Origin of the sequence: Ruegeria sp. HKCCE4148 (genome assembly GCF_017872495.1) — a bacterium.
GTDB lineage: Bacteria > Pseudomonadota > Alphaproteobacteria > Rhodobacterales > Rhodobacteraceae > Ruegeria.
Genome location: NZ_JAEDOS010000002.1, coordinates 1 through 18,140 on the forward strand (window position 1 = coordinate 1; position 18,140 = coordinate 18,140).

Below are 18,140 nucleotides of genomic sequence, written 5' to 3' on the forward strand. Positions count from 1 at the left end.
GGACAGCTCTACTGGCCTAGCTGAGACTGGTTCGAATTTGTCTGACAGCACCCCGGCACATGTCCGGAGGGCAGTTCGGCGTACCGGTGGTCATCCGTATGGCGACCGGGGCGGGCAAGCAACTCGCGGCCCAGCATTCCCGTAGCCTTGAAGGTTGGTACGCTCATATTCCGGGACTTAAGGTCCTCGCGCCTGCGACGCTGGAAGATGCGCGCGGCATGCTTTGGACCGCTCTGCAGGATCCCGATCCAGTCCTGATCTTCGAAAACGTTATGCTCTACAATCTGAGCGGTCAAATCGACTCGGGCGCAGGCCCTGTCGACATTTCCCGCGCAGCTATTCGCAGGCCGGGCAAAGACCTGACGCTGATTACCTATGGCGGGTCGCTCCACAAGACATTAGAGGCGGCAAATTCGCTTGCCTCAGAAGGGATTGGCGCTGAAGTCATCGACCTGCGCTCGCTACGTCCGCTTGACGACGAAACAATCATGGGATCGGTTGCCCGGACGCGCCGCGCCGTCATTGTTGACGAAGGATGGCGCAGCGGCTCGCTGGCAGCTGAAATCTCGGCCCGGATCACCGAACAGGTCTTTTGGACGCTCGATGCCCCAGTTGGAAGGGTGTGTTCGGAAGAAGTTCCGATCCCTTACCCGAAACATCTGGAAGACGCCTCGATACCGCAGGTTCCGGCGATTGTCGCGGCGGCCAAAAGTGTGATGGGGCAAAGCTGACATGAGTATCTTTCGGATGCCCTCGCTCGGTGCGGACATGGAGGCCGGTACGTTGGTCGAGTGGTTGATTCAGCCAGGGGACGAGGTGCACCGGGGGGATGTCGTCGCCGTGGTAGAGACACAGAAAGGCGCCATAGAAATCGAGAGCTTTGAAGCCGGGGACGTCTCAGAATTACTGGCGCAAGTCGGTCAAACCGTTCCTGTGGGAGAGCCGCTAGCCCGTATAGGAGAGGAGACGCCGGAAGTGTCAGCGGTTTTGCCAGACCCGGCCGACACTGCGCCTCCATACATTCCATCGCTTGGCCCTGATGTGCAAAAGGTCTCGGCCACGCCGCCCAGACCGACGGCAGTTGTGGCAGCCAGCCCGGCGGCCCGCGTTGCAGCACGACATGCTGGCCTGAAGCTGTCTGAACTCCGAGGCAGCGGCCCGGATGGGGCAGTTGTTTTGGCCGATGTCGAGATCTTCGCGAAAAACGCGGCCAGTTCCAAACAAGCCACGGACGGCCTATCCGAAATGCGCAAGGCGGTTGCCGCAGCGATGACGCGCGCAAAGCAGGAAATTCCACATTTCTACGTCTCGCACACGATCGAAACTCAGGGCCTATCTGAATGGCTGGCCGCTCGCAACAAGGACCGGCCCCCGGCAGAACGGATATTGCTCGGCGCGGCCATCGTGAAGGCCGCCGCCCTCGCAGCGCAGGCCGTCAAATCGCTGAACGGTCATATTGTGAATGGAGAATTTGTCCCCTCTAGCGAGATCAATACAGGAGTCGCCATCGCACTCCGTGGCGGCGGGCTGGTCGCCCCAGCGCTCCTCAATGCAGACCGTATGTCCCTTGAGGAGGTCATGGAAGGGATGCGTGATCTGGTGACCCGTGCTCGTTCTGGACGATTGCGTAGTTCAGAACTGACCAGCGGAACGCTCACTATTTCCAGCCTTGGTGAGAGTGGTGCCGACAGCATGACGGGAGTGATTTTCCCTCCTCAGGTCGCCCTCTTGGCGGTCGGTGCCCCACAAATCCGCCCTTGGGTGGATGGGGAGAAAGTTGCCCCCCGTGAGGTCACCAACTTTGTGCTCTCTGCAGACCACCGCGTTTGCGACGGCAGGCAGGCCTCAAAATTCCTTACAGTGTTGGCCGATAAGCTTTCGAGACCGGAGGAACTATGAACGATAGTGAGATTAGACAGGCTTTTCTGGAGGAAATCCACAAAATCGCGCCGGACATAGAACCGGCGGATGTGTCTGATGATGACCATCTGCAAGATGATCTGGAACTCGACTCGATGGATATTCTGAACCTTGTGACGGCCCTGCACGCGCGCTTAGGCGTGTCGATACCTGAGACCGACTATGCCCAGATCGAAACGCCGACCAAGGCGCTTAAGTACTTCGCTTCTAGACACGGGCCATGATTCAAAAAGCCAATTACGTTGAAGGTTTTGTCAGAAGAACTTGGCTTGAGCAGGGCAGGGCGGTTGCGTAGCTTTTGCCCATGACCAAACCTACCTCTTTCAAGTACTTCAAAACCAGTCCCGAAATCATCCGCCTTGCTGTGAAGCTGTACATCCGTTTCCCGCTTTCGCTTCGAAATGTCGAAGACTTACTTCACGAACGCGGGATCGATGTCAGCCATGAAACTGTCCGCTACTGGTGGAATAGGTTCGGTCCGATGTTTGCTGCTGAGATCCGAAGAAAGCGTGTTCAGTAGCTGCGCGCGTTGCCAATACATGTAATTGGCGAACTGACGGGTTTGAAAACCAGCGACTTCCAAGCATTTGATGTTGCAGGTGGTGAATTTGAAAGCATGGCCGCACGAAGAGAGGTAAACGGACCAGAAGATCTGGGACTCTGATCAACAACATTCTGGAACAGCGATAAACGTGAGGGAAAAGTTCGCGCTAAACAACTGTTTTGGATTAAAAAAATTTAGCTCAGATTTTGCTGGTGAATGTTGGGGCGAGGGGCGGCTACGGAGACCCAACAATCAGGTGCGACCCTGATCAGAAGCGTTTCAAAGGGATTTTGAAGGCTGGCAGACGCACGTTTAGTAAACCCACAGCATTCAATAGAAATCGATTTGACACGTCTCCGCGTGTACCTTCCTGCAGAAGACTGATGGGCCGAGTTTTGGTTTCGAGCGCGCGCTGTGGTATGATTTCGTATTCAGATACGGGATTATGGTATGTTCGAAGGATTGAACCCCATTATCGTTTTCCGTATGTCCGAACGTCTGCTGCTGACCGCAATTGTTATCGTCGTGGCATTGGTCGTGCTCGTCGGCTTCTGGAAAACTGTGCAGCGAGTGACGCTGAAGGATGGCGGTTCGCTTGGCATCACGGGTTCAGTGGCGTTGTCTACGCCGGTCTTCGCACTGTTGGCGGTTATTCTCTACGCCTGGGTAAGCTTGTCGCACCCGATTTCCTACAGCGCGCCACCTCCTGCTAGTGAAGCCGTTTCCGGGCAGACCGCCGCTTTGGAAGCAACTGCTCCGGGTCAGTTCACGGGCGCTGTCAACACCCAAACGCATGACATCGCCGCGGCTGGGGTCAGCAGCTACGCGCGCCAGCGTGTCCGCCACCAGATTTGGACGCTCAACTGCCTGGCGGCCTCGACCACCGTACGTCCACCTGCGCAATCTGAACTGACAGAAATCAAGCTGAAGCTCATGCGAGAAGTTTGGGACAGCAATTGGGGTGCCGTGCTTCAGTTCGAAAACTGGGCGCGCAATCCCAACCTGGGCACCAATCCGACACCGGAAGCGATTGAATTCTTTGATGGAAAGCACACCGGATGCTAAAGAAGGTCTTTTTCCTTTGGATTGTCACCGCGGGTTTTTCGACAGCCGAGGTCGTCTACAGCCCGGCAGAAATTCAACGTGTTCGAGAACGTACGGTCCCTTCGATCCAGTCTGTGATGTGGCAGGATATCGTGCCTCGCCTGCCATCCGAGTACAGAGCCCGTGCCAGCGACGTAAAATTGATATTTCCCGAACGCGGTCCGGGCCTGATGTCGTTCTATGCGGCACCTGCGAGGCAGGAGATCCATTTGCCGCTGACATCTTTGCGCTTCTATGACGACATCGCGACGTTGCACGCCTGGTTTGAGTCCCGCTCATGTCCGCAAGAGTACATTCAGACCTACCTGGCGGCGCTGCTTCGAGCCGATGAAAACCTGCCTGCGCCACTCGTCGCGTTTGGGCTGGATCGAGACAAGTTGTTCGCTGACAATTACACCTACGATCTCAGCGGAAAGATCTTTTCGTCAGGTGTGCAGTTTCTTTTGGCACATGAATTGGGGCATATCCTGCTTGATCATCGCACTGGGGTTGAGGGTGCAGAGAGTCAGCGGCAGGAAGCCGAGGCGGACACCTTTGCGCTTGATCATTTCGCGCGGCTGGGCGGCAATCCGATGGGCATCTTCTGGTACTATCAGGCTGCCTGGTGGCACGACCCGGCAAGCGAGAAAGGGCGGCGGGAGAATTCACATCCCGTTTCGGCAGAGCGTATTCGGGCGATGGCCACGAGGCTGATGGATAACCCAGGCGAATTCGCACATGGAGAGGCCGATCCTGCGCGTGAAGCCAATTTAATCTCTCAGCTAGGGATGATGACCGCGGCCTTCGCTGATCTAATAGATGACGACAGTTTCCTGAATTGGATCGCGCCTGCGATGTTCAATGATTTTCCAGTCTCCAACTTGCGCAACTCATGCCCGCATTAGGTGCTTTTTTAGAACTGGTCGGTATGCATAAAATTTCGTGGGGGCTTCGGAGCCAGAATGGTTTTGTCAGAAGAACTTTGCTTGAGCGGGGCAGGGCGGTTGCGTAGCATTTGCCCATGACCAGACCTGTCTCTTTCAAATACTTCAAAACCAGTCCCGAGGTCATCCGCCTTGCGGTGATGCTGTACTTCCGATTTCCGCTCTCGCTTCGGAATGTCGAAGATCTGCTGCATGAGCGAGGCATCGACGTAAGCCACGAAACTGTCCGATATTGGTGGAACAGGTTTGGCCCGATGTTTGCATCAAAGATCCGAAGAAAGCGTGTTCAGCACCTGCGCGCCTTCTCCAAATGGAAGTGGCACGTGGACGAGGTCTTTGTGAAAGTGAATGGCAAGCGGCATTATCTTTGGCGGGCCGTTGATCACGAAGGTGAGGTGCTTGAGGCCGTCGTTACGAAGCGTCGAAACAAAGCCGCAGCACTGAAATTCCTCAAGAAATTGATGAAGCGGCACGGTTGCGCCGAAGAGATCGTCACAGATCGCTTCGCTTCCTACAAGGCTGCGCTCAGAGAAATGGGCGCGCTTGAAAAACAGCAGACGGGCAGGTGGCTCAAAAACCGCGTCGAGAATTCGCACCTGGTTTCGACGACGCGAACGCGCGATGCAGCGTTTCAGGCGCATGCGAAGTCTACAGAAATTCGCCTCCGTCCTTTCCTCTGTCTACAACCACTTCAACCAGGAAAGATCGCTAGCCAGTCGAGACACCTTCAAGCTGACCCGCGCCGCCGCTCTTAGCGAGTGGCGTCAACTTTGTTCCGGATAGGTCCGCGGTTTCCGCAGCAAACTGAGACTGGTTCGAATTCGTCTGACAGCACCGCCACTCATACCTGTCTCACTTCAGTTGTGTTTTCTGATCCGGAATTGTACCGCAATTCCCGCGAGTGTCTTGCCAGAAAAACTTGTCTTGGGACAGACAGGTGCCTTTCGCAGCCTTCGCGAATGATTGAGCAATCGCCATTCAAGTAATTCAAAACCAGTCCAGAGCTGTTAAGAGTGATAATCTGGCCCCGGTGTTGACCAGGTATTTCGATTTGTTCGAAGAGGCTTAATGCTGCCTCGATGAACTGTCAGAGACCGGGTGGCATTCCTCCGACAACATGGATTAGACAGCAAGCGGAGCTATTCCACCTGCGAATGAAGCCAAAATGGGTGCAACGATTGCCAGCCCTGTGCGCAAGATCTCACCCACACCTTCTTTCAACCCGTGCGCAGTTTTCCAGTCTTCGATATCAAAACTCTGTTTGTTCATCTCACCTTTGCTGACCATGAGGCTAAGGTTTTTAATCCTGCTATCCAAAATCAGCGCGACCGGAAGGTAGAAACTCAGCATAAGCAGACAAAAATAAGTTCCGGTAAACAGCGCCGATGCTGTGATGAGCGAACTGTACGCGGCTTTTTCAGTTTCGGAGATCAAAGGCAGAGGCCAATACATCCAGCTCGACGCAAAGAACATTCCAAAGGTCAGAACCAGACTGGACAAGTATAGCTGCTGCCGCATCTGGTTAAGGCTTCTGGCTAGTTCTGCAGCTGTTTCTTCAACACTTTCGTGATCACTGCTCGCCAGGCACAGGATCATACCAACTATCAGTGAACCGACCGCAAGTCCGGCGAGCGCGTTGATGATATCCAACACCCGCATAAACATTGTAAAAACAGGTATCTCTCCGCACGTGCCCAAAATCCATTGATCGTCAGGTTCTAAACACCCTGGCAGCGTTCCAAGTGACAGCGCCGTTTCGAAGACAGCTTTCCCGACCTGGTGGTAAATTCGAGGTGTGGCCGAAGTCATATATTGTTCGATAGTTGGGACCACCGCTAGCGTGAATATGGCAAGTACCGTGGCAATTGCAGCAATTCTTGTTTGTTGCGCCATTGGTTTTGCCAAGTTGCGGACAAGCAGAGCCACTGCCAACACGGCAAGAGACGCAAAAAACCAAGACGCCGCAAGAAACCGAAATCGGCCAACGGCTTCCAGCCACGTAACTTCATCATTCAGGATTTCGAGCGGCACGTTCAAATCTGTTGCAATCAGGTGATGGTGGATCAGCTCATGCAAGCCGAAAATGAAAACCGGCACCAATGCTATTGAAAAATAACGCAGTTCTACACGACTGTTAGACAAGTCCGACCTCTTGCGTTGCTGAAAGTAAAAAAGGAAACCATAGCACATATTGCTGCTGTCGGCACCGATCTCAGACACGATTACCTGAGGGACCTTTGTTTCAGAAACTAAAGGGAAACTTTTTTGCTCGCTTTTCAGCTCGAATTATTTGATTGGCGGTCTTGCCGGAGGAACTTGGATTGAGGCGGGCAGGGTGTCCGCAACCATTTCAATCGGAAAGGATCGTTCTGCAGCCGAGACACTTTCAAGCTGACTCGTGTCCCGCGATCACTTAGTGGCGCGGTCTTCGCGCGACCAAAAATTCAGCCGTTTTGCCCTAATTGAGAGTGGTTCGCGTTCGTCTGGCAGCACCCACGTGACAGCTCCGTCGATAAGCTCATTGATCCTTGTCAAGATTGGCGGGGTCAACGCGTGTTACAGTGTGTGCCAAAGCAATGAGGTGGATATGGAAGACTTAGTTGAAATCGGAAGATCATTCGTTCAGGCCATGCGTGAGCGCAGGGGCCTTGCAAGTGTTGATGAAATGTATGCCGAAAATGCACAGTCGATAGAGGCAGTTGTGCCTCCTGTTCGACAATTTCGCGTTACAAAAGGCCGGGAAGGCATCAAGGGAAAAAGAGAAGATTGGTTGGCATCGCACGAAATACAAGAACTCGATGTGGATGGTCCTTACGTCCACCCACCCAACCGTTTTGGAGTGCGGTTCAGGGCTGAAGTGGTTCAGAAGGCCACAGGTGAGCATATAACCTTGCGTGAGATAGCGGTGTATTCAGTGGCAGAAGGCAAGATCGTTCTCGAAGAGTTCTTCATGATGCCGAAGTAAGAAGAACGATCAGCAATATTGCCTCTGTGTTGATTGAAATAGCGCGTTCAACCCCTGAGCGTTGTGAAGCCTAGTACGGAGGCCAAGGATGCAACACAGAACTTCGACGTATTATCTGGGAGTTAATACGGACGATGCGCGCATTTTGGAATGTGCCGAAGCAGCACTTAACCAGAACGGTCATTTGACGTGTATTTTGGTTGCCGCTTTACCCAACCTACCTTACCTAAAGTATGGCTCAAACAGGTTCGTTGAGGCCGGCCTTCCTTCAAACTGGTTGGATCTTCTGAAGGCTAAAAACGTAGCCTTAAAGTCTCGAGCTGCTGAGGTTGAAGCGCTTCTGGAGCGACAAGGTGTGTCGACAAAAGTAATCGCCTTTATCGGATCTGGATTAGAGTTACAGCACCTTGTGGCACAGCAAGCCAATAGCTCGGATATCGCTTTTCTAGACGCCGAATTGAGAAAAGACCCCGACTTGTTTCATAGGATTGCGTGCGGAGTACTGTTCCATTCACCAATCGCCTTGATGATAAATGGGGATCCGTTTGTCCGGCGCGACTGCATTTTTCTGGCATGGAATGATGGCTTGCCTGCCTCTAGGGCTGCGCATTTAGCTTTACCCTTTCTTCGCGCAACCAGCAAAGTTGTGATTGGGTGTTTTGATTTGCCGCCGCCTGACGACTTAGAAGGTCAAGTGCGCGGAACTGACATTGCTGGATGGCTCAGCCATCATGGGTGCAACGTGACCGTGTCGCAGTTCCCGCGTGGCGGGAATTCAATCGAGCACTGCATTCAAACGCGCGCGCGAGAAATTGGGGCCGACCTGGTTGTGATGGGTGCTTATGGGCATTCCTATATGCGTGAATCAATTTTTGGAGGAACGACGCAAGCAATGTTAGAGCAGACTGGGATGCCAGTGCTTTTCGGGCACTGAAAATACAAGCCGACGACTGAAATTTAGCTGGGCAGCCACAGCTTGCAGTCTTTTTTGTGAAATGCGGGGCAGTTGATGTTCTTTAAGACTTAACCTGCGATTGATGCTGGTCTGCCTGACCTTTTTCACTCAGGAAATCCAACACAATTGACGTGAGTTCGTCCCAATCAGTGAATTCCCGCGCCCCATCTCGTGGATCGATTTTCCGCCCCAGCAAAACAACGTGTCGGAGGATTTCTCTCTCAAAGTACCCATAGTTTTCGGGCCTCACCGCACCCGCAATCAAAGCGGTAGCGTCAGGTTGGAAACCTGTTCGCAACAGCATTTCGGTAAGATAGTCGCGCGCTTCTTCACGACCCGAAGCAAATGCTGCTTTCAGACCAACGGACAGCACAAGAGATTTTCGTTTCTCTAAGGTATCCCTGTGTGAGGAGATAAAAGCCTCGAATGACTCGGGGTGCCGTCGCTCGTGGACAGGAGCCAGAAGAATGACCTTGACCACATCACCCAGTGACACGCGGTCGGACATTTTGTCGGTATTGACCAGATTTGTGTTGAAACCGGCTTCCTTGGCAATTTTACCGACGAACCGCGCGATCTTTGCGGTCTGACCTTCGACTGTAGCGAAGGCTATGAGTACGGTCATTCCGATCCTCCCATAAATCGGCCTGAATAGATCCTAGAATATGAATGAATGGTGCGTGTTTGCCCTTGATCTCAATCAAAAGCGTTTTCCGGATCAATGAGGTGGTGTTGTGGCACATTTTTTCTGCGCTCAGTACGGCGTGAACAAAGACGCTTTGTGATGGCTTAGTTCAGCCACTCAACGCTAAATGGTCTGCTTTGCTATCGCAGAGAAAAGGCCAAAACAGCGAAGCAAATTAAAGTATTGATGACCCAGAAAGCCAATCTTAATCGTCGCCGCGCAGTTTGGTTTCTGAACCGATCAACCATAGTCGAACCTTTCGGACAGAATCCGCTCTGACGAAGCTCCTCGGGCGATCAGGTGTTCTTCGACACTGTCCATCATTGCAGTTGGGCCGCAGAGCACAAACAGCCAGTTCTCAAAATGCTCCGAGGACAAGTTGCGGTCCAAAAGAGGACCGTCGATCAAACCTGTTTCTCCTTGCCAATCCTTTGGGGGTTCGGAAAGAACAAACACCGCGTCCTCTTTGGACAGCTCCTGGCGATAAACAATCTGTTCCTCGGCCCGGTTGCCATAGATGAGCTTTAGATCGTGTTGTGTTCCGTTAAGCCTGACTTGACGCAGAATGCTCAGCATCGGTGCTATCCCGACACCACCTGCGATCAGAACGACGCCTTTCTCAGGCTTGTTTTTAATCGACAAGTTTCCGTGAGGGGCGTCCAGGTATGCGTGGGTCTGCAAAGTGATCTGTCCGAGATTGCGTGTGAAATCCCCAAGCTCTTTTATGACAAATGAAACTTCGGGGCCGTCGGCTGGTGCTGAACTGATTGAAAATGGGTTCTCGTTTAACGAGAAAGCACTGTGGCCGACGTTGAGCCAGGCAAACTGACCTGCTTCGAAGGTTATTCCTTTGTGACCATCGGGCTTGAGGCGCAATTCCCATTGCCTCGGTGTCAGTCGAGACACAGAAGTGACGCGCCACGGGTTTTTCCTCTGACGCAAAGGGCGAACCAGATAGACATATAGAAGAGTTCCCACCGCAACACTGCTCAGTGCCAGCCAGAAATAGGTCAGTGACGGATGTCCGCCGTAGCGTCCGGCATACACCGTATGGTGCAAAAGCAAGCAGGCCAGCACTAAGGCGCCCAGTCCGTGCAAGAAGCGCCATGTCTCGTACTTGTATTCAAGGGATTTGCGCGCAATCGCCGAGACGACCAGTATGAACAGCAAGAAGTAAGCCCCGATACCCGATGCCAGGGTGGAAAGGTCGGTTGTAATCGTCAGTTGATGCGTCACGTCCCAAGGGCGGTGTCCACCAGTGGGTGTACCCTGATACAGAAGCGGATGTATCAAAGCAAAGCCCAATGCGGTGCGCGCCATCAGTTGATGCACTCGCATTGTCACATCCATACCCAAACTGGAAGAAATGAATCTAAACCTTCCAGACAACAGGAATTCCACCAGGATTATTGAAAAAGCAAGCATTCCAAGTCCGGAAGCAAGCTCTTGATGAAAGGACCGCGGGGACCAGCCCAAAAAACCAGAAATACCCAATGGGGCTAGGATCAGCAAAACGTAGACCAGTACCAAGAACGGCCATTTCATACGGATTTGCTCCGCGGTTCTATAAGTGGGCAACTCGAACTCATTAAATTCAAACGGTAGGCGGACCTGTGAATCCGATCAAGACTTCTGAAATTATTCGTTCCTGTGGGGCGACGGGGCTGTCTGTTGGCGGGTTGTTCTTCATTCATCAAGCCCGGTAGGTGCGCTCAATGCTGTCAATGCCAAGAGTGAATGCTTGCGCAAGATCAAGGTCTGAGACGGTGTTTGCTGCCGCAGTGTTGTGCGCGAAATCGAACCAAGGAAAGACGGCGCAGAGGGTTGGCCATCGGTAAATTCTCTTTGAGTTGCGGTCCGGAAGCAAGGACGGGAATGAACTTGGTCAGAGATTGCAAGAGTCTAATTAGATTGGAAAAATTTATTGCGCGAGCGGTACGATGAGTTTCGTGCTGAGGCGTGTTAGAATGCGTACACGCGTCAAGAGAGGTGGTCGAAATGCGCAAGCCGGGCGAGAATGGTGTCGCGCCCTCGAGTACTGTTGACAGAAGGGAAGTGCGGGCTTTCTTAGAGAGCCTCACCGGACCATCGCGTGGTAACGTAAACTGGCTTGCTGACAATGCTCTGACCGTATCTGTTGGTGAAGGCAGAGCGTTAAGCGTTCGCCCCAAAGACGACCTGCCCCCGCATGATAACGATATCGCCACCCTTCAATGGGCAGATGACGGATATGCGATAAACGTGTCAGCGGGACGAAATGTGTGGGTGAACGGGCAAGAAATCTCTTCAACGCTGCTTGTTCATGGCGACATGATCGAGTTCGGCGAAAAAGGTCCGATGTCTCGGTACAGGTTGTGCAATCACTCGTATCCTGTTCGCCATACGGTTGAAGATATCCTCAGTGATGCATACGCCTATACTCGTACTAGCCGGCGACCGTTCGCCAAGAAAATGTCTGGCGCGTTGCGCGACAGCGGGCGTCGGCTTGTGTCCCAGACCACATTTCTGTTCAGGATCACAGTCGTAGCTGCGCTGCTTGTGATCTTAGGCTTTGGGTTCCTGCTTTACCAAAACGACAGACGCTTGGCGGACAGCATCGAACAGGAATCCCGTAAGATCGAAGCGGTTGCAATTATGCTTGCACAGACTCGGGAAGACGCACTCACGCCCAAGGATTTGGCCTCGTTGCGAGAAGCATTCGAAAGCCAAGTTTTGTCGGCTGAGCAGCGATTAGGGACGCTGGAACACAGAGCAGGAGCGCCAACCCGAGTGATCGCAGCTTCGACTCGATCCGTCGCTTTTATTCAGGGCGCTTATGGGTTGCGGCACTTGGAAAGCGGGAAGCTTTTGCGGCATGTATTGGGGCCGAACGGAGAAAAGCTGAAAACCCCTTTAGGCCAGCCTTTGATTGAACCGGGTGCGATGGGCGAACCCGCTGAATTTCAGTTCACCGGCACCGGCTTTCTGTTGGAAGGGGTTCCGTTAATGGCCACCAATCGTCATGTCGCTTTACCTTGGACTTCGGGAGACAGAGAGCAAACTCTGAAAGACGCGGGCCTTAGGGCAGAAATGTTGAGGTTGTTGGCCTATCTGCCGGATCAAGCTGAACCAATAGACGCTCAATTGGAAAGGTTCAGTGAAATGGCAGACTTGGCGATATTGGCAGTTGATCCAGGTAAGGTACACGGCTTGGGGATGCCGTTGGCAGATGCCGCTCCGCAGGCCGGAGAAGAACTGTACTTGCTGGGATACCCAACAGGTTTAAAGGCTTTGATCGCCCAAGCGGGGCCGGGCTTTTTGGAAACGCTTGAGAAAGATGGAACCCTGAATTTCTGGTCCATAGCGTCTCAGCTGTCTGCGCAAAGCAAAATCCAACCCCTCGCCAGCCGGGGGATCGTTGCGCGGACCAGCTCGGGTGCCATCGTCTATGATGCTGAAACCACAACCGGCGGAAGCGGAGGGCCTGCGCTCAATCGGCGAGGAGAGGTCGTTGCCATCAACGCCGCGATCCTGCCTGAGTTTGGGGGTTCGAATATTGGTGTTCCAGTGGCACATCTCAAAGCTTTGCTGAGAGAGGTCGAAAGCCAGTAATCACTCGCTCGTTTGGAAGCGAGAGCTTTGAACAAAGAACACTGTCACCAGCGGAACGATCACTGAGATCAACGCGACTGAGATCAGCAAGTATCCAAGCTGACTGTAGTCTGCGGTAGAGGTGACAGCGCCAGTTTCTGGATTTGTGACAGCGCGAGTGACGATAAATGTTTGGTTGAGGTATTTGGTGCCGAGACTGCTTGCCGACAATGCCATGTTGGTAAACGATGCCATCACTGCAAAGAAAGTCGCCTTTAACTGAACGGGAGCATTGCGCGCGATCCAAGCCAACATCGGGACCATAGCGATCTGTCCGAGTGGAGACTCAACAGCGGTGTCGAGAATGGCAATAAATCTTGCGTCTACAATTCCGCCGGTTCGCTCCGCTGTCCATTCATGAATGCCGTAGTAGAGAGCAAGGTTAGGCAGGGCGAGTATGCCTGCCGCGATTGTCAGCAATATCACTACATGCGCAATCGAGCGGTTCGCCATGAAGGGGCGCAAAACGATTAATCCGAGCAACGCCAGCAGTGACGTTAACAAAGCCAAGATTGCAAGGAACTGTTCATCGAACCCCAGTTCATCGATTTCGAACCAAGTCAGACCAGGCCCAGGGAGAGGCACAGCGCGAAACACAAAAATGATTGTGGCCGTTCCAATCAGAGCCTTGGCCTGAGCCGGTTCCAACTCTTTCAGCAGACGCGACATAAGGTACAGGATCACCGTCAGGGAAACGGCAAAGACTGTTTCTTGCGCAAATTCGAAGTCCGCGGTTCCCAGTACAATGCTGAGAACAACGAATGCGAGGCCGCCGAGTAATATGGACCACTTGACTTCGGTGGCGCCCTCTGGCGCGTGTGTCGGGTGGCCCCGCCGGATGCGCTGCCGCTGTATCAAGCTGTGAAGAACAACGCCGCTCACGGACAACACCGGGATTGCCAGCGCTATCAGGTAAACCTGGCCATAAAGCGCGAGGCGATCGGATTTTTGAAGGTTTTCTGTTCCAGAGAAAATCCAGATGTTCACAGCCGCAACCGCCGCAAACCCGGAAATGATCGCGACTCTGCCCAGAGTTTGCATTGTTGTGTGCTGTGCACGGGTTTCTTCAGGCGTAAACGGTTGGCCGTGCTGGTCAACCGTTGGAACCGCCTCGACCGTCATGGCGTCAGCAACGACATCCTGAATGGCATAGCCCGAGGGTGCCAACAGCAGCGCAACAACATACCAGTCTTCCAGCGGCATCGTGGAGGCCATCTGCGCGGGTGCTACCACGAGCCGATACATGATGAGCAACGATAACGCGATGAGGGACGCGCCAAACAGGATCAGCAGGGATTTCCAGCGCCAAAACAGGTCCACGACATGACCAAGCGGCATTTTAAGAATCCAAGGGATACCCGCCCAAAACGCGAGCCCTGCAACGAATGAGGCGGACAAGTTGAGATAGTCTTTCAGAAAAAAGGCTCCGACGACCGAGGTCAGCCCTGATACACCCGCCGCGAAGTAGACCATCAAAGGCGGCAGATAGGACCATTGCAGCTGCTGAGCCAGATCCACGAAGGTTCTGTGCCACCAGACTGAAAGGCGCAATCCTATGGACGGTCGACTGGTAGTCATATGGCTAGAGAAACCCTGCTCCGAAGAGCATTGTGCTTGTGATGACTCCAAGGATGGGCACGAAAAGTGGAACTTTGAAGTGCTCTTTAGTATCGCTTGGCTTCATCTTCAGCAGGATCAGCGCGATGTTGACAAGCACAAAGACGCCCAGAACGATCTGAGACGTCCGTTCAGCCAGAATACCTATCGGCAACGTTTGGGTTAGCAAAACGATGATCGCCACGACCAGCAAAGTAGCGACAACCGGTGTCTGCGTTGCTTGAGGTACTGTTGCCAGGACTTTCGGCAGGTGATCCCTGTCAGCAAGCCCGTAGATCACCCGTGATGACATGATCATCTGGATTAGTACCCCATTGACCGTCGCCACAATCGCGACTGCAGAAAAGCCTTGTTTGATCACCTCAGGCGCATTTGAAAACACAAGCGCAAGTGGTGCCGAGGACATTGAAAGAATATCAATTGGAACAACAAGCAGAACTGTCATTGAGGTCCCAAGATACAACACGGTCGCCAGAACCAGCGTTAGCAAAATAGCCTTTGGGATGGTGTGTACCGGGTCTTTAACCTCTTCTGCGACATTGGCCATGTCTTCAAAGCCAACAAAGGCAAAGAAGGCGAGAAGCGATGCTGCAAAAATGCCTCTCCACGCGTCAAGTTCAAGCGGGGGAAGCATTGAACTGATCCTGTATCCTTGCGGATCCTGAATGGTCATGCCCCAGCCAATCACAAAGAGAAGACCTGCGATTTCGATGATCGTAATGATTGCTGCAACGAGAACCGACTCCGTTATTCCCCAAAGTGCAATAGCGCCCATGATCAATACTACGCTGATGGTCAGTAAAGGGATGGCTAAGCCGGTCAATGCGTGCAGATAGGATGCTGCGCCAATTGCAACGGCCGACGCGGAGATAACGCCCGAGGCTGCCACCGCAAGTCCAACGAAAACCGCCATCCATTTTTTCTGGAACCCCGCCTCAACATAGGCTGCTTCACCAGCACTCACAGGAAATCGTGTTGCGAGCTCTGCATAAGAAAGCGCGGTTAGTGATACGACGAGCGCGGCTACAACGAATGACAACGCCGCGAAAGGTCCGGCAATGTCTGCTGTTGCACCGACTAAAACGTAAATGCCAGCTCCTACCGTTACGCCAAGGCCATAAAGCGTCAGCAACGGGGTCGTAAGGGCCCGTTTAAGTTTCTGTTCTTTGGGATCAACAGAGTTCATAGGCGCTTTTCACCGACTGGTCTGTTTGTCTGTTGCCAATAATGCCATTCTCCTTACGGTTAGCGATTTGCGGCTCACCTTGTCCCCGCAGTTGAATCCATCGAATTCGATTTGTCTCAACGTTCGGGCGAATTGGGCGCCAATAAAAAATTCGGGGCTCGCCATCACTTTTGCCGAGCCCCGTGGGTGGAACTTCCACTCCTCCAAAATTCCGTTCGCCTCTTTGTTTGGTTTGGGGACAGGTCGGCGAACGTAGACTACGCTAAAACATTCTTATTTCACTATGTGAATCTTGTTGCTGCTTTGATCTATATCAACCAACGCGTCACATCGGGTCTGCAAGGCTGAAAGTGGGCCGCAGTCTGTTGCTCGCGGCCCTGAGGGTACAGCGAACGTGCCCGTCGTACATTGGCTAAGCGTGGCAAGTTGTTTGTGATGTTCTGGAACCTATTACCAGCATTTGGCGGCATCGGTCTCTTCCTGGTTGGAATGCTGTTGATGACGGACGGGTTGAAGGCATTGGCTGGTGCGCGGCTGCGCGATGTTCTGAGCAAGTTCACGTCCACGCCTCTTACGGGTGCGGTGACCGGCGCTGTCACGACAGCTGCAATACAGTCGTCCAGTGCAACCACTGTCGCGGCCGTGGGCTTTGTCGCGTCTGGTTTGCTCACGTTCCCGCAAGCGCTTGGGATCATCTTTGGAGCCAATATCGGAACGACCATGACAGGTTGGCTGGTCGCGCTTTTGGGGTTCAAGCTGGACCTTGGGCAAGCGATGTTGCCTGTTGTTTTTGTTGGCGCATTGTTCGCGCTTTCGGGCAGGAAAGCGGTTTCTAACTTTGGGCTGGCGTTAGCCGGGTTCAGCTTGGTTTTCATAGGAATCGAACAACTCAAGTCCGGCCTGGACGCATTTCGTGGCGTAGTTACGCCTGCTGATTTTCCACCAGATACACTTCTAGGCAGGCTGAAGCTTGTCTTGATTGGTGTCCTGATCACGATGGTGACGCAGTCTTCGAGCGCCGGTGTCGCCACGGCCTTGGCGGCACTGAGCGCTGGTGCTGTGAGCTTCCCTCAAGCGGCGGCGTTGGTCATTGGAATGGATGTGGGTACGACGTTTACGGCCGTTCTGGCTACTTTGGGCGGGGGCACGATGGCCCGCCGAACCGGTTCTGCCCATGTGATCTACAACGTGATGACAGGAGTAATGGCGTTTTTTTTGCTGGGGCCATTTACTTCGGTCTTTGTAAGCGGGGCGGGGGCCCAAAACTCTTTGACCGCGCTTGTGGCATTCCACAGTTTCTTCAACGCCTTGGGGGTGGTTTTGATCCTGCCGTTCGCCAAGCCGTTTGCCAGATTTGTCGAGGCGCTTATACCCGATCGAGGAGCTGAGCTAACAAAATCTTTAGATCCGCTCGTGCTAGGGTTGCCGGAGATAGCGGTGGATGCGGCAAAAGCCTCAGTCGATCAAATTGTGCTGGCCGAAGTGGCGCACCTTCGGTCGTGTATGGGTGTGCGGCTGCCAGGCGAAACCGACTACGGGCGGGACAGCATTGAGACGGCCTTGGCCGAAGCGCGCGCGTATCTAGACAAGATAGAGCTTTCCCGCGAGTCCGATGTCGAGATTTCCAGGATCAAAGGTATGTACCACATACTCGATCATCTGGATCGGTTGCTTTACCGATGTAGCCAAGTTGACAGGATCAGCGAGTTACCAAAAGACCGGCGTTTGAAACGGCTTGCTTTGGTGGTGATTGCGGCAACTGACAGTTACTTGAAAATCGATGACCAAGAGGAATGTGAAAACACGCTGAACCGTGTTCGTCGCTTTCTGCGACGACAGAGGAAACTTCGCAGAGACTTGCTCATTTCCGACGCTGCGACTGACAGTTTGCCGGACGAGGTGGTCTGGGCTCGGTTGGATTCTCTGAGATGGATGCATCGAGTGTCTTATCATCTTTGGCGAATTCGCTGGCATTTGAATGCACTGGAAGGAGCCTCCTTTGGAGGCAAGCGTGGCGAGGTCCATGCCGAGGCTGCGAAGTCGGAGGTCGACGCAGATTAAATCAGGCATGTGCTCCAACGCTATAAAGCTGAAACACCAGCGTTCGTCTTGGCGCATACAACATGAGCGAGGTCAAAGAAGTTTCTTAAGTATGCCATTTAATGGGACCATCATCGGAAGCAGCGAATTGGAGGAGCAAATGCAGTTATTTCACGGGGTATTTTTGACGCTGTTCGTCACCGGCTCTGCACTGGCGCAGGACGTAAGTGTGAGCGACGGAAGCGATTTGTACCGGACGTATTGCTGGCAATGCCACGGTTTCGAAGCGACTGGCGATGGGCCGATGGCCGAAATGCTTGCTATTCAAACACCTGACCTCACCAAGTTGGCGGCCGAAAACGGCGGCGTGTTTCCGATAGATCGCATAGCTCAGCAGATTGACGGTCGCTCGCAATTGCTTGCGCATGGGGGCGAAATGCCAATCTTCGGCGCGGTTTTTGAGACGGACCAACAGATCGCTGTCGCTTTGCCTAATGGCCAACCTATGATGGTGGGCCTGCCGCTGGCGAATTTGCTCGTCTTTCTTGAATCGGTTCAGGCTGAATAGGCT

16 protein-coding genes and 2 pseudogenes are annotated in these 18,140 nt (G+C 53.3%); 12 read left to right on the forward strand and 6 right to left on the reverse strand.

Features of this window, described 5'->3' with window-relative positions:
- Positions 1 to 59: 59 nt before the first annotated feature.
- From I9187_RS05150 to I9187_RS05175, 6 genes and pseudogenes are all read left to right on the forward strand, one after another.
- A complete protein-coding gene (locus I9187_RS05150; protein ID WP_245223136.1) occupies positions 60 to 731 on the forward strand; it encodes a transketolase C-terminal domain-containing protein in 672 nt (223 codons plus the stop codon).
- 1 nt (position 732) lies between these two features.
- Positions 733 to 1,899, forward strand: a complete 1,167-nt coding sequence (locus I9187_RS05155) for a dihydrolipoamide acetyltransferase family protein (RefSeq protein WP_209509206.1) — start codon at positions 733 to 735, stop codon at positions 1,897 to 1,899.
- Positions 1,896 to 2,144 (forward strand): acyl carrier protein, encoded by a 249-nt coding sequence (locus I9187_RS05160; protein WP_171236914.1) that lies wholly within the window; start codon positions 1,896 to 1,898, stop codon positions 2,142 to 2,144. Before I9187_RS05155 ends, I9187_RS05160 begins: the two co-directional genes overlap by 4 nt.
- A gap of 80 nt (positions 2,145 to 2,224) precedes the next feature.
- A pseudogene (locus I9187_RS05165) lies at positions 2,225 to 2,422 on the forward strand (IS6 family transposase); the annotation flags it as partial.
- 492 nt (positions 2,423 to 2,914) lie between these two features.
- Entirely contained in the window at positions 2,915 to 3,529 is a 615-nt protein-coding gene (locus tag I9187_RS05170; protein ID WP_171175022.1) for a hypothetical protein, read from the forward strand.
- Positions 3,523 to 4,452, forward strand: coding sequence for a hypothetical protein (locus I9187_RS05175; protein ID WP_171175020.1), 930 nt, complete (start codon positions 3,523 to 3,525; stop codon positions 4,450 to 4,452). Before I9187_RS05170 ends, I9187_RS05175 begins: the two co-directional genes overlap by 7 nt.
- An 8-nt stretch (positions 4,453 to 4,460) precedes the next feature.
- Here I9187_RS05175 and I9187_RS22185 read toward each other — a convergent pair whose 3' ends face one another.
- A complete protein-coding gene (locus I9187_RS22185) occupies positions 4,461 to 4,709 on the reverse strand; it encodes a hypothetical protein (protein ID WP_348540084.1) in 249 nt (82 codons plus the stop codon).
- Between I9187_RS22185 and I9187_RS05180 the strand changes: the two are divergent.
- Positions 4,632 to 5,274, forward strand: a pseudogene (locus I9187_RS05180) (IS6 family transposase). The gene I9187_RS22185 and the pseudogene I9187_RS05180 overlap by 78 nt on opposite strands.
- 339 nt (positions 5,275 to 5,613) lie before the next feature.
- Here the strand turns inward: I9187_RS05180 and I9187_RS05185 are convergent.
- Complete coding sequence (locus I9187_RS05185; protein ID WP_209509207.1) at positions 5,614 to 6,711, reverse strand: hypothetical protein; 1,098 nt, start codon at positions 6,709 to 6,711, stop codon at positions 5,614 to 5,616.
- Between the two features lie 367 nt (positions 6,712 to 7,078).
- Here I9187_RS05185 and I9187_RS05190 point away from each other — a divergent pair, with 367 nt between their 5' ends.
- Both I9187_RS05190 and I9187_RS05195 read left to right on the forward strand, forming a co-directional pair.
- Positions 7,079 to 7,456, forward strand: coding sequence for a nuclear transport factor 2 family protein (locus I9187_RS05190; protein ID WP_171175016.1), 378 nt, complete (start codon positions 7,079 to 7,081; stop codon positions 7,454 to 7,456).
- Between the two features lie 88 nt (positions 7,457 to 7,544).
- Positions 7,545 to 8,390 (forward strand): universal stress protein, encoded by an 846-nt coding sequence (locus tag I9187_RS05195; RefSeq protein ID WP_209940103.1) that lies wholly within the window; start codon positions 7,545 to 7,547, stop codon positions 8,388 to 8,390.
- Positions 8,391 to 8,472: 82 nt separating this feature from the next.
- Here I9187_RS05195 and I9187_RS05200 read toward each other — a convergent pair whose 3' ends face one another.
- Both I9187_RS05200 and I9187_RS05205 read right to left on the reverse strand, forming a co-directional pair.
- Complete coding sequence (locus tag I9187_RS05200) at positions 8,473 to 9,036, reverse strand: flavodoxin domain-containing protein (protein WP_171175011.1); 564 nt, start codon at positions 9,034 to 9,036, stop codon at positions 8,473 to 8,475.
- Positions 9,037 to 9,336: 300 nt separating this feature from the next.
- Positions 9,337 to 10,641, reverse strand: a complete 1,305-nt coding sequence (locus I9187_RS05205; protein WP_171727939.1) for a ferredoxin reductase family protein — start codon at positions 10,639 to 10,641, stop codon at positions 9,337 to 9,339.
- Positions 10,642 to 11,094: 453 nt separating this feature from the next.
- Between I9187_RS05205 and I9187_RS05210 the strand changes: the two genes are divergently transcribed.
- The gene (locus tag I9187_RS05210) at positions 11,095 to 12,687 is read left to right on the forward strand and encodes a trypsin-like peptidase domain-containing protein (protein ID WP_171175001.1); all 1,593 of its coding nucleotides are present in this window, start codon (positions 11,095 to 11,097) and stop codon (positions 12,685 to 12,687) included.
- Here I9187_RS05210 and I9187_RS05215 read toward each other — a convergent pair whose 3' ends face one another.
- Together I9187_RS05215 and I9187_RS05220 are read right to left on the reverse strand one after the other, a co-directional pair.
- On the reverse strand, positions 12,688 to 14,304 hold the full coding sequence (locus I9187_RS05215; protein WP_171174999.1) for a hypothetical protein: 1,617 nt from the start codon (positions 14,302 to 14,304) through the stop codon (positions 12,688 to 12,690).
- Between the two features lie 4 nt (positions 14,305 to 14,308).
- Positions 14,309 to 15,475: an amino acid permease gene (locus tag I9187_RS05220; protein WP_171727937.1), complete on the reverse strand. Its 1,167-nt coding sequence runs from the start codon at positions 15,473 to 15,475 to the stop codon at positions 14,309 to 14,311.
- 489 nt (positions 15,476 to 15,964) lie between these two features.
- Here I9187_RS05220 and I9187_RS05225 point away from each other — a divergent pair, with 489 nt between their 5' ends.
- Positions 15,965 to 17,590 (forward strand): Na/Pi symporter, encoded by a 1,626-nt coding sequence (locus tag I9187_RS05225; protein WP_171174995.1) that lies wholly within the window; start codon positions 15,965 to 15,967, stop codon positions 17,588 to 17,590.
- Between the two features lie 139 nt (positions 17,591 to 17,729).
- A complete protein-coding gene (locus I9187_RS05230; RefSeq protein WP_245223137.1) occupies positions 17,730 to 18,137 on the forward strand; it encodes a c-type cytochrome in 408 nt (135 codons plus the stop codon).
- The last annotated feature ends 3 nt before the right edge of the window (positions 18,138 to 18,140 follow it).

Bases quoted from the DNA above. Each gene is read 5' to 3' on its own strand.
- I9187_RS05150 (WP_245223136.1), top strand. From the start codon at position 60: ATGTCCGGAGGGCAGTTCGGCGTACCGGTGGTCATCCGTATGGCGACC.
- I9187_RS05205 (WP_171727939.1), bottom strand. From the start codon at position 10,641: ATGAAATGGCCGTTCTTGGTACTGGTCTACGTTTTGCTGATCCTAGCC.
- I9187_RS05230 (WP_245223137.1), top strand. From the start codon at position 17,730: ATGCAGTTATTTCACGGGGTATTTTTGACGCTGTTCGTCACCGGCTCT.
- I9187_RS05190 (WP_171175016.1), top strand. From the start codon at position 7,079: ATGGAAGACTTAGTTGAAATCGGAAGATCATTCGTTCAGGCCATGCGT.
- I9187_RS05175 (WP_171175020.1), top strand. From the start codon at position 3,523: ATGCTAAAGAAGGTCTTTTTCCTTTGGATTGTCACCGCGGGTTTTTCG.
- I9187_RS05215 (WP_171174999.1), bottom strand. From the start codon at position 14,304: ATGACTACCAGTCGACCGTCCATAGGATTGCGCCTTTCAGTCTGGTGG.
- I9187_RS05155 (WP_209509206.1), top strand. From the start codon at position 733: ATGAGTATCTTTCGGATGCCCTCGCTCGGTGCGGACATGGAGGCCGGT.
- I9187_RS05195 (WP_209940103.1), top strand. From the start codon at position 7,545: ATGCAACACAGAACTTCGACGTATTATCTGGGAGTTAATACGGACGAT.
- I9187_RS05210 (WP_171175001.1), top strand. From the start codon at position 11,095: ATGCGCAAGCCGGGCGAGAATGGTGTCGCGCCCTCGAGTACTGTTGAC.
- I9187_RS05200 (WP_171175011.1), bottom strand. From the start codon at position 9,036: ATGACCGTACTCATAGCCTTCGCTACAGTCGAAGGTCAGACCGCAAAG.
- I9187_RS05170 (WP_171175022.1), top strand. From the start codon at position 2,915: ATGTTCGAAGGATTGAACCCCATTATCGTTTTCCGTATGTCCGAACGT.
- I9187_RS05225 (WP_171174995.1), top strand. From the start codon at position 15,965: ATGTTCTGGAACCTATTACCAGCATTTGGCGGCATCGGTCTCTTCCTG.
- I9187_RS05160 (WP_171236914.1), top strand. From the start codon at position 1,896: ATGAACGATAGTGAGATTAGACAGGCTTTTCTGGAGGAAATCCACAAA.